This is a genomic window from Georgenia sp. 311, from assembly GCF_006151955.1.
GTDB classification, from domain to species: Bacteria; Actinomycetota; Actinomycetes; order Actinomycetales; family Actinomycetaceae; genus Oceanitalea; species Oceanitalea wutianyii.
The window spans coordinates 43,277-52,684 of sequence record NZ_VDFS01000061.1 but is presented as its reverse complement, the minus strand read 5'-3'; the positions used below and the strand labels follow the sequence as shown (position 1 = coordinate 52,684).

Sequence of the window (9,408 nt, the reverse complement as noted above, 5' to 3'; positions counted from 1 at the left end):
CGTCGGGCCAGCGGTCTGTTGGCCGCTGGCCCGGCACTGCCCCCGTCTCGGGCGCGGGCGGTCCGGATGACCGTGAGCTGGTCGGTGAGGACGCCGGAGATCATCTCCTGGGTGTCGTGATCCGCTCGACCGTGCCCGTGAGGTCGGCGACGTGGCGCAGGTCATGGCCCGCCCGTCGACCACCCCGACGAAGTATGAGAGGTCCCGCGTCCCGCGCCCCCGCGCGCGATCCGGCGCTCGGTGAGAAGAGGGGGTGTCCGGCGTGCGGGCGTCCGGAGGGGCTGTCCGGCGAGGGGTGCGCTCGCGAGGCTCTCCACCGCCGAGCGCTGGATCCTGCACGGGATTCCCGCTTCTGCGGCTGGTGAACCTTCTTGCACTCGGAGGGGGAGAGTGCCAAGATTCTCGTTAGCACTCTCGTATCGAGAGTGACAGCACGTTGGGCCGGTCCGTGAGGCCTGGCGCCCCGGCGGGACGTGACCGCCGCCGGCGCCGGCCGTCCGTCGCGGGCACTGGCCGACCCACCCACGCTACAGCGGAGGATCTACCCCATGGCAAAGATGATTGCCTTTGACGAGGAGGCCCGTCGCGGTATGGAGCGCGGGCTCAACCAGCTCGCCGACACCGTGAAGGTCACGCTCGGCCCCAAGGGTCGCAACGTCGTCCTCGAGAAGAAGTGGGGCGCCCCCACGATCACCAACGACGGCGTGTCCATCGCCAAGGAGATCGACCTCGAGGACCCCTACGAGAAGATCGGCGCCGAGCTGGTCAAGGAGGTCGCGAAGAAGACCGACGACGTCGCCGGTGACGGCACGACGACGGCGACCGTCCTCGCCCAGGCGCTCGTCCGCGAGGGCCTGCGCAACGTGGCCGCCGGTGCGAACCCGATCGCGCTGCGCCGCGGCATCGAGAAGGCCGTCGCGGCCGTGACCGAGAAGCTCTTCGAGCAGGCGAAGCCGGTCGAGACCAAGGAGCAGATCGCCGCCACCGCCGCGATCTCCGCGGGCGACCCGGCCATCGGCGAGCTCATCGCCGAGGCCATCGACAAGGTCGGCGCCGAGGGCGTCATCACCGTCGAGGAGTCCCAGACCTTCGGCCTGGAGCTCGAGCTCACCGAGGGCATGCGCTTCGACAAGGGCTACATCTCGCCCTACTTCGTCACCGACGCCGAGCGCCAGGAGGCCGTCCTCGAGGACGCCTACGTCCTGCTCGTCGAGTCGAAGATCGCGAACGTCAAGGACCTGCTCCCGCTGCTCGAGAAGGTCATCCAGTCCGGCAAGCCGCTGGCGATCATCGCCGAGGACGTCGAGGGCGAGGCCCTGGCCACGCTCGTCGTCAACAAGATCCGCGGCACCTTCAAGTCCGTCGCCGTCAAGGCCCCGGGCTTCGGCGACCGCCGCAAGGCGATGCTCCAGGACATGGCCATCCTCACCGGCGGCCAGGTCATCTCCGAGACGGTCGGCCTCAAGCTCGAGACCGCGGACCTCGACCTCCTGGGCCAGGCCCGCAAGGTCGTCGTCACCAAGGACGAGACCACCATCGTCGAGGGCGCCGGCAACCCGGACCAGATCGAGGGCCGGGTCGCCCAGATCCGCGCCGAGATCGAGAACTCCGACTCGGACTACGACCGCGAGAAGCTCCAGGAGCGCCTCGCCAAGCTCGCCGGCGGCGTCGCCGTCCTCAAGGCGGGCGCGGCCACCGAGGTCGAGCTCAAGGAGCGCAAGCACCGCATCGAGGACGCCGTCCGCAACGCCAAGGCCGCCCAGGAGGAGGGCATCGTCGCCGGTGGTGGCGTCGCCCTCATCCAGGCCGCCAAGGACGCGTTCGACGACCTCGAGCTCGAGGGTGACGAGGCGACCGGTGCGAACATCGTCCGGGTCGCCGCGGACGCTCCGCTCAAGCGGATCGCCATCAACGCCGGCCTCGAGGGCGGCGTCGTCGCGGAGAAGGTGCGCAACCTCCCCGCGGGCCACGGCCTCAACGCCGCTACCGGCGAGTACGAGGACCTGCTGGCCAACGGCATCGCCGACCCGGTCAAGGTGACGCGCTCCGCCCTGGAGAACGCTGCCTCGATCGCCGGCCTGTTCCTCACCACCGAGGCCATCGTGGCCGAGAAGCCGGAGAAGAACGGCGCTCCGGCCGGCGGTGGCGACGACATGGGCGGCATGGGCGGGTTCTGACCCGACCCGGGCCGGGCGACCGGCCCTGACCGTCCCGACGGGGCGGCACCTTCCACGGAGGGTGCCGCCCCGTCGGCGTCTGTCGCGGCCCTCGTGCGGCAGGAGCACAATGACCGCGTGGCAGGCCTGCGGTCCTGCCCGGGGAGGGGGAGGCCATGTGGGAGCTGACTGCGGAGCTGCGTGACGAGCTCGTCATGGTCGGCCTGGCGTTCGTGCTCTCCGCCGGCATCGGCGCGGAGCGGGAGTACCACCGCAAGGACGCCGGGCTGCGGACCCACGTTCTCGTCGGGGTGGGCGCGGCGCTCTTCGCCGTCGTCTCCGCCTACGGCTTCGCCGCCGTCACCGGGGAGAGACCCGGGGACCCCACCCGCATCGCCGCCCAGATCGTCAGCGGCGTTGGGTTCCTCGGCGCCGGCGTCATCCTCACCCGCGGCCACGTGGTCCACGGGCTCACGACGGCGGCGACCATCTGGCTCGTCTCGGCGGTGGGGACCGCCTGCGGGGCCGGGCTGCCGATCTTCGCCATCGCCGTGACCGCGGGCTACCTCGTCCTCCTCCCGCTGGTCAGCGTGATCAGCGAGCGGATGCCCAAGGCGCCGGAGATCTCGAACATCGTCCTGCGCTACCTCGACGGCCACGACGCGCTGCGCACGGTCTTCACCACCGCCACCCGGCTCAGGTGCCGGGGCGCGGTGCTCAGCTCCGACGTCGTCGGGCCAGGGCTCACCGAGGTGCGCCTGGAGTTCATCGGCCGGCACGACAAGCAGGAGCTCGTGGCCGCGCTCACACCGCTCGAGGGCATCCAGCGGGTCCTCCTCGTCGAGGAGAGCAGCCAGTAGCGGTGGTCGTCCTCCTCGACCGGCCGCGTTGGCCGGCCCACGGCACGCTCTGGGCGCACCTCGTGTCCGACACCAGCCTCGCCGAGCTGCACGACTTCGCCGCCCGCTGCGGCGTCCCGCGCCGGGCCTTCGACCTCGACCACTACGACGTGCCCGCCGAGCGGCACGCCGAGCTCCTCGCCGCCGGGGCGCGGGACGTCACCGGGCACGAGCTCATCCGGCGGCTGCGGGCCGCCGGGCTGCGCGTGCCGGCCGTCGACCGGCCCGTCCGCCGGGCCCTCGTCGCGCGCTGGGAGGACCTGCAGCCCGGCCACCCCGGGGTGGGGGAGGAGGTCCTCGCCCGGTGGGGCGAGCCGCACCGGGTCTACCACTCCCTCGCTCATCTCACCGCGGTGCTCGACCGGCTCGATCTCCTCGCCGCCGCCGGCGAGCAGGTCACCCCCGAGGTCCGGCTCGCCGCGTGGTTCCACGACGCCGTGCACGACGGCGCCAGCCCGGCCGACGAGGACGCCTCGGCCGAGCTCGCCGCCCGTCTGCTCGCCCCGGCGGTGGGTGTCGCGCGCGCCGGGGAGGTCGCCCGGCTCGTGCGGCTGACCGCCGGCCACGAGACCGCCCCCGACGACGACGCCGGGCACGCGCTCTGCGACGCCGACCTCGGCGTGCTCGGCGGCTCGCCGCAGGAGTACTCCGCCTACGCCGACCAGGTGCGCGACGAGTACCGCGCCGTGCCGGACGCGGACTTCCGCCGCGGCCGCGTGGCCGTCCTCCACCGGCTGCTCGACCGGCCCGCGCTCTACCGCACCGCGGCCGGTGCACGGCTGTGGGAGGCGGCTGCCCGCCGTAACGTCGCCGCCGAGATCACCTCCCTCCGCGCCGGCCGCTGACCGCGCCTACCGGGCGAACAGCCCGTGGGCGTTCGCCTCTGCCTCGGCGTAGGTCCGCCCGGCGTGGTCCAGCGCCTCGGTGATCTGCGCGAGCGACTGCTCGACGAGCTGCTGGGTGGCCCGCCACTCCTCGGCGACCTCGGCGAAGCTCTGTGCCGCTCCACCGCTCCACGTCGCCTGCAGGTCGAGCAGCTGGGTCATCATCCGGGCGACCTCCGCGTGGATCGCCGCCGCGCTCTCGCGCGCCCGCGCCGCCGCGCCGTGGACCTCGGAGCTGTCCACCTCGAACCGCGTCATCGTCCTCTCCCTCCCTCGCCCGCGCCCTGGTGGCGCGGTGCTGGCAGCGAGACTAGGAACGGGGAAGTCGCGGGGGCGGGCGGAACAGCGAGCCTGCTGAGCCCGCGGCATCGTCCGTGGACTGTGCAGCACCCTGGACCCGGCGCCGCTTGGCGCGCGCCCGCCTGCGCAGCTCGAAGTCCGGGTCGCGCTCGATGCCCGACAGCGCCCGCTCGTCCTCGTCCTCCGGCGCGGCGCCGTTCGGGGCGGCGGGCCAGGGCGTTGGCTCGGGCGTGACGCGGGGCGCGTCCTCCGCGCGCCCGGCCGGCGCCTGCTCCTCCTCGCGGCGGGCCGCCGGCCCCTTGGCCGGCCAGGTCGCCGTCGTCCCGCCGCTCCCGGAGCGGTGCGGCGCAGACGGTGCCTCGGTGCCGCCGAGGGCGGCGAGGCGCGTGCGCAGGTGGCTCAGCTCGGCGGTGAGGTTCTCCCGCGCCGGCTCCTCCCACGCGAGGCTGAACGGGCTGACGAACAGCCGGCGCCGCTGGAGCAGCCGGGTGAGGATCGCGATCCGGGAGACGACGTAGTCCTCCTCGGGGATGTGCGCGTACTCCTCGCGGATCGCGCGCCGGTAGGCCGCGTAGCGCTGCGGCTCCACCGCGAGGGTGGCGAGGTCCGCGTCGCACAGGGCGAGGGCGTCGACGTCACGCTCGTCGGCGTCGTGACGAGCGAGGTCGAGGATGAGCTCGGCCACCCGCTCGACGACGTCCGGCGGCACCTCGAGCGCGGTGAGGTCCTCGCGCGCCAGCTCCGCGCTGGCCACCTCGTCCTCACCGCCGCGCCCGGCGTAGGCCACCTGCGGGGAGGAGCTGAAGACCGCGCCGTGGTACCAGGCGGCCAGCCGCACGACGTCGGGGACGTGCGTCTCCTCGGCCAGCTCGTCGACGCGGGCGAGCACGTCGACGAGGTGGCGCAGGTTGTGGAACTTGCGGTCCGGCTCCTGCCAGCGCTCCACGAGCGCGCGGGCGGTCCGCTGGATCTCCCCGCGGTCGGCGCGCGCGCCCACGGCGACGGCACTGCGCACGAACGCGGAGACGAGCCACTGCGGCGCGTCGGCGTGGCTCACCGGACCTCCCCTCATCGACTGGACATCGTAGACCTCCGCGGCCCCCACGTGGGACCTCTGTCGGAGCGATCGCGGGTGCCCCATCACGTAGCCTGTCAGGATGCTCGACAACGTGCCTGCGACGGTCCTCACCGTCTCCACGCGGTGCAGCCGCATGGAGCGCGAGGACGTCTCCGGCCCGCTCGCCGCCCGCCTGCTCACCGAGCTCGGGCTGGCGGTCGGGGCGGTGCGCGTCGTGCCCGACGGTGTCGAGCCGGTCCGCGCCGCGCTGCGTGCGGCGCTCGAGGACGGCGCGCGCGTCGTCCTCACCACCGGCGGCACCGGTGTCAGCCCCACCGACCGCACCCCCGAGGCCACCGCCGAGGTGCTCGAGCGGCAGCTGCCCGGCGTCGTGGACGCCGTGCGCCGCCACAGCGTCGCCCCGGCCGCCGTCCTCAGCCGTGCCCTCGCCGGCACGGTGGGGGACGCCGTCGTCGTCAACGCACCGGGCAGCCCGCGCGGGGTGGAGGACACCCTCGCCGTGGTCGGCCCGCTGCTGCCCCACATCCTTGACCAGCTCGCCGGAGGAGATCACTGATGGGAGAGTCCACGCTCACCGCGGTCAGCGCTGAGCCGCTCGACCTGAGCACCCACCTCGCGGCTGTCTCGACCGCCTCGACCGGGGCCGTCGCGACGTTCATCGGCCAGGTCCGCGACCACAGCCCGGACGCCACCGACGCCGTCGTGCGCCTGGAGTACAGCGCCCACCCCGACGTCGAGCGCGCCCTGGAGGAGATCGTCGCCGACGTCGTCGGACCTCACGAGGACGTGCGGGTGGCCGTGAGCCACCGCGTCGGCGTCCTCGACATCGGCGACGTCGCGATCATCGCGTGCGCCGCCAGCTCGCACCGCGACCTCGCCTTCACCGTGTGCCGGGAGGTCGTCGAGGCCGTCAAGGCCCGGCTGCCGGTGTGGAAGAAGCAGGTCCTCGCCGACGGCAGCCATACCTGGGTGGGGTCGGCGTGAGCGTCGCGCTCTCCCCGGAGCTGGTGCACCCGCTCGTCGACCGCTACGGCCGGGTCCACACCGACCTGAGGATCTCCCTCACCGACAAGTGCTCGCTGCGCTGCACCTACTGCATGCCGGCCGAGGGTGTGCCGTGGCTCCAGCGCGACATGATCCTCACGACCGACGAGCTCGTGCGGGTCGCCGAGGTCGCCGCGGCACTCGGTGTGCGCACCGTGCGGCTCACCGGAGGGGAGCCGCTGCTGCGCAAGGACGTCGTCGAGGTCGTCGCCCGCATGTCGCGCGTCGAGAGCGCGCACGGGCCGCTCGAGCTGTCGATGACCACCAACGGCATCCTCCTGCCCAAGTTCGCCGACGACCTCGCCGCGGCCGGGCTGCAGCGGGCCAACATCAGCCTCGACACCCTGCGCGCCGACCGCTTCCACGAGCTCACCCGGCGCGACAAGCTCGCCGAGGTGCTCGCCGGGATCGACGCCGCGAAGGCCTCCGGCATGGCCCCGGTCAAGCTCAACGTCGTGGCCATGCGGGACGTCAACGACGACGAGATCGTCGACCTCGTCCGCTTCGCCACCGAGCGCGCCCTGGAGGTGCGGTTCATCGAGCAGATGCCGCTCGACGCCGGGCACATCTGGTCACGCGTGCGGATGGTCACCGGCGAGGAGATCCTCGAGCGGCTCGAGGAGGAGTTCCGCCTCACCCCGATGCCCGGGCGTGCCTCGGCCCCAGCCGAGCGGTTCCTCGTCGACGACGGCCCGACCACCGTCGGCATCATCCGGTCGGTGACACGGCCGTTCTGCGGGACGTGCGACCGCGTGCGGATCACCGCCGACGGCCAGCTGCGCAACTGCCTGTTCTCGCGGGAGGAGTCCGACCTCCTCACCCCGCTGCGCAACGGCGGCACCGACGACGACCTCGCCCGCGTGCTGCACACGTGCATCGCCGGCAAGCTCCCCGGTCACGGGATCAACGACCCGGACTTCCTCCAGCCGGACCGCCCGATGAGCGCGATCGGCGGCTGACGCCCGGCGCCGCTCAGCCCCCGGCGAACGGGGGCAGGATGTCGACGACGTCGCCCTCGGCGACGGGCGCGTCGTCCTCGCTGCGCTCGCCGTTGACGAGCACCGAGCAGCGCTGCAGCACCCGGGCGAGGTTCGCCCCGTGCCGCTCGGCGAGGACGGTGCGCAGCTGGCCCACCGTGCCCGGCTCGACCGGCTCCTCGGTGCGGCCCGCCGCCTCGGCGGCCGCCGCGAAGTACCTCACCGTGCTCACTGTGCGTCCTCCTTCTCCGGCCGGCGCCACTCACCCGAGCGGCCGCCGGACTTCGCGACGAGCTCGACGTCGGTGATCGTCACCGAGCGGTCCAGCCCCTTGACCATGTCGACGACGTTGAGCGCAGCGATGCTCACCGCCGTCAGCGCCTCCATCTCCACCCCGGTGCGGTCGGCGGTGCGCACGGTCGCGGTGATCGCCACGCCGTCGTCCTCGACGACGACGTCGACGCTCACGCCGTGCACGCCGATGACGTGCGCCAGCGGCAGCAGCTCGGGGGTGCGCTTGGCGCCCGCGATGCCGGCGACGCGTGCGACGGCGAGGACGTCGCCCTTGGGCACGTCCCCCTCGCGCAGGGTGTGGACCAGCTCGGGGGAGCACCGCACCCGGCCGCGTGCGGTCGCGGTGCGCACCGTCGGGTTCTTCTCGGTGACGTCGACCATGCGCGCGTGGCCGCTGCTGTCGAGGTGGGTGAAGGTCATGGGCACCAGAGTCTCACCGTTCCGGGCCGGGTGCGCCGGACCATGGTCGCGGCTGACCTGGGACGTTCGGCGTCCCGCGCGGCGGCCCACCCTCCTACAGTGATGGGCATGCCGTTGCCTCCCCTGTGCGAACCGGGCCCGCCGCTCTCGCGCGAGCAGGTGCTGCGCTACTCCCGTCACCTGCTCCTCGAGCAGCTCGGTGAGGTCGGCCAGCGGCGGCTGCGCGCCGCGCGCGTCCTCGTCATGGGTGCCGGTGGCCTGGGCTCACCGGTCCTCCTCTACCTCGCCGCTGCCGGGGTGGGTCAGGTGGGCGTCGTCGACGACGACGTCGTCGAGGCGACGAACCTCCAGCGCCAGGTGCTCCACAGCACCGAGGACGTCGGGCGGCCGAAGGTCGACTCCGCGCGCGAGCACGTGCGCGCGCTCAACCCCGACGTCGACGTCGTCACCCACCACGTGCGGCTCGACGCGACCAACGCCCGGGAGGTCATCGGCCGCTACGACCTCGTCCTGGACGGGACCGACAACTTCCCCACCCGCTACCTCGTCGCCGACGTGTGCGCCGACCTCGGCATCCCGCTCGTGTGGGGCTCGATCCTGCGCTTCGACGCCCAGGTCTCCGTCTTCTGGTCGCGGCCCCCGGCGGACGCGGGCTACCCGGCGGTCACGCTGCGCGACCTGTTCCCCTCCCCGCCGCCTCCCGGCGCCACCCCCTCGTGCGGGCAGGCCGGGGTGCTCGGTGCGATGTGCGGGCAGGTCGGTTCGCTCATGGCGGCCGAGGCCGTCAAGCTCGTCGCCGGGGTCGGTGAGCCGCTCCTCGGCCGGGTGGCCGTGCTCGACGTCCTCGCGGCCCGCTGGAGCGAGCTGCCGCTGCGCCCGCGCCGCGACCCGGTGCCCCCGCGGACCCTCGACGAGCTCGGCTACGACCCGCTCGGGGTGCCGGTGAGCGTCAACGCGGCGGCGGTCCTGGCCGCCGGTCCGGCGCAGGCGCCCGGCGACGCCGGTCCCACCATCACCGCCGCCGCCCTCGCCGAGCGCCTCGCCGCCCGGGAGCGCGGGCAGGACGACTTCGTCCTGCTGGACGTCCGGGAGGCCACCGAACGGGCGATCGTCTCGATCCCCGGCGCGCTCACCGTGCCGCTCGAGAGGCTCATCGCCGACCCGCTCGCCGCGCGGGAGGTCGGCGTGGATCCGGGGGACGTCGTCGTCGTCCACTGCCTGTCCGGCGGCCGGTCCGCCATGGCCCAGCGCATCCTGCGCGACGCCGGCTACGACGACGTCACGAACCTCGAGGGCGGGGTCCGGGCGTGGGTGGCGCAGGTCGACCCGAGCCTGCCGGTCTACTGAGGGGGACGC

General features: G+C 73.8%; 11 protein-coding genes. 7 read left to right on the top strand and 4 right to left on the bottom strand.

The genetic code is table 11. From position 1 onward, the window contains the following. Positions 1-548 precede the first annotated feature (548 nt). The 3 genes from groL to FHE66_RS13370 all read left to right on the top strand — a co-directional run bounded on the left by groL (position 549) and on the right by FHE66_RS13370 (position 3,900). Entirely contained in the window at positions 549-2,177 is a 1,629-nt protein-coding gene (groL, locus tag FHE66_RS13380; protein WP_139073475.1) for a chaperonin GroEL, read from the top strand. 155 nt (positions 2,178-2,332) lie between these two features. After that, positions 2,333-3,016 carry an MgtC/SapB family protein gene (locus FHE66_RS13375; protein WP_139073474.1) on the top strand — a complete coding sequence of 228 codons (684 nt, stop codon included), beginning with the start codon at positions 2,333-2,335 and terminating at the stop codon, positions 3,014-3,016. A 2-nt stretch (positions 3,017-3,018) separates the two neighbouring features. Then, the gene (locus FHE66_RS13370; RefSeq protein ID WP_139073473.1) at positions 3,019-3,900 is read left to right on the top strand and encodes a DUF4031 domain-containing protein; all 882 of its coding nucleotides are present in this window, start codon (positions 3,019-3,021) and stop codon (positions 3,898-3,900) included. A gap of 6 nt (positions 3,901-3,906) precedes the next feature. On the opposite strand, the gene FHE66_RS13365 is transcribed toward FHE66_RS13370, so the two are convergent. Then, complete coding sequence (locus FHE66_RS13365; RefSeq protein WP_139073472.1) at positions 3,907-4,197, bottom strand: WXG100 family type VII secretion target; 291 nt, start codon at positions 4,195-4,197, stop codon at positions 3,907-3,909. 52 nt (positions 4,198-4,249) lie between these two features. Next, positions 4,250-5,296, bottom strand: a complete 1,047-nt coding sequence (locus tag FHE66_RS13360) for a hypothetical protein (RefSeq protein ID WP_139073471.1) — start codon at positions 5,294-5,296, stop codon at positions 4,250-4,252. Positions 5,297-5,396: 100 nt separating this feature from the next. Between FHE66_RS13360 and FHE66_RS13355 the strand changes: the two genes are divergently transcribed. From FHE66_RS13355 to moaA, 3 genes are read left to right on the top strand one after another with little or no spacing between them, the layout of a single operon-like run. Next, positions 5,397-5,873, top strand: a complete 477-nt coding sequence (locus FHE66_RS13355) for a molybdenum cofactor biosynthesis protein B (protein ID WP_139073470.1) — start codon at positions 5,397-5,399, stop codon at positions 5,871-5,873. Continuing rightward, complete coding sequence (locus tag FHE66_RS13350) at positions 5,873-6,301, top strand: molybdenum cofactor biosynthesis protein MoaE (RefSeq protein ID WP_139073469.1); 429 nt, start codon at positions 5,873-5,875, stop codon at positions 6,299-6,301. Before FHE66_RS13355 ends, FHE66_RS13350 begins: the two co-directional genes overlap by 1 nt. After that, positions 6,298-7,320, top strand: a complete 1,023-nt coding sequence (gene moaA / locus FHE66_RS13345) for a GTP 3',8-cyclase MoaA (RefSeq protein ID WP_230976501.1) — start codon at positions 6,298-6,300, stop codon at positions 7,318-7,320. Before FHE66_RS13350 ends, moaA begins: the two co-directional genes overlap by 4 nt. Positions 7,321-7,333: 13 nt before the next feature. Here the strand turns inward: moaA and FHE66_RS13340 are convergent, their stop codons facing one another. Beyond that, the gene (locus FHE66_RS13340; protein WP_139073468.1) at positions 7,334-7,570 is read right to left on the bottom strand and encodes a MoaD/ThiS family protein; all 237 of its coding nucleotides are present in this window, start codon (positions 7,568-7,570) and stop codon (positions 7,334-7,336) included. Next, on the bottom strand, positions 7,567-8,052 hold the full coding sequence (gene moaC / locus FHE66_RS13335) for a cyclic pyranopterin monophosphate synthase MoaC (protein ID WP_139073467.1): 486 nt from the start codon (positions 8,050-8,052) through the stop codon (positions 7,567-7,569). The genes FHE66_RS13340 and moaC overlap by 4 nt, the downstream gene beginning before the upstream one ends. A gap of 108 nt (positions 8,053-8,160) precedes the next feature. On the opposite strand from moaC, the gene FHE66_RS13330 reads away from it, so the two are divergent. Beyond that, complete coding sequence (locus FHE66_RS13330) at positions 8,161-9,399, top strand: ThiF family adenylyltransferase (protein WP_139073466.1); 1,239 nt, start codon at positions 8,161-8,163, stop codon at positions 9,397-9,399. The last annotated feature ends 9 nt before the right edge of the window (positions 9,400-9,408 follow it).

Excerpts from the sequence above, each read along its gene's own strand:
- FHE66_RS13375 (WP_139073474.1), top strand. The coding sequence starts at position 2,333 with ATGTGGGAGCTGACTGCGGAGCTGCGTGACGAGCTCGTCATGGTCGGC.
- moaC (WP_139073467.1), bottom strand. The coding sequence starts at position 8,052 with ATGACCTTCACCCACCTCGACAGCAGCGGCCACGCGCGCATGGTCGAC.
- FHE66_RS13350 (WP_139073469.1), top strand. The coding sequence starts at position 5,873 with ATGGGAGAGTCCACGCTCACCGCGGTCAGCGCTGAGCCGCTCGACCTG.
- FHE66_RS13330 (WP_139073466.1), top strand. The coding sequence starts at position 8,161 with ATGCCGTTGCCTCCCCTGTGCGAACCGGGCCCGCCGCTCTCGCGCGAG.
- FHE66_RS13365 (WP_139073472.1), bottom strand. The coding sequence starts at position 4,197 with ATGACGCGGTTCGAGGTGGACAGCTCCGAGGTCCACGGCGCGGCGGCG.
- FHE66_RS13355 (WP_139073470.1), top strand. The coding sequence starts at position 5,397 with ATGCTCGACAACGTGCCTGCGACGGTCCTCACCGTCTCCACGCGGTGC.
- groL (WP_139073475.1), top strand. The coding sequence starts at position 549 with ATGGCAAAGATGATTGCCTTTGACGAGGAGGCCCGTCGCGGTATGGAG.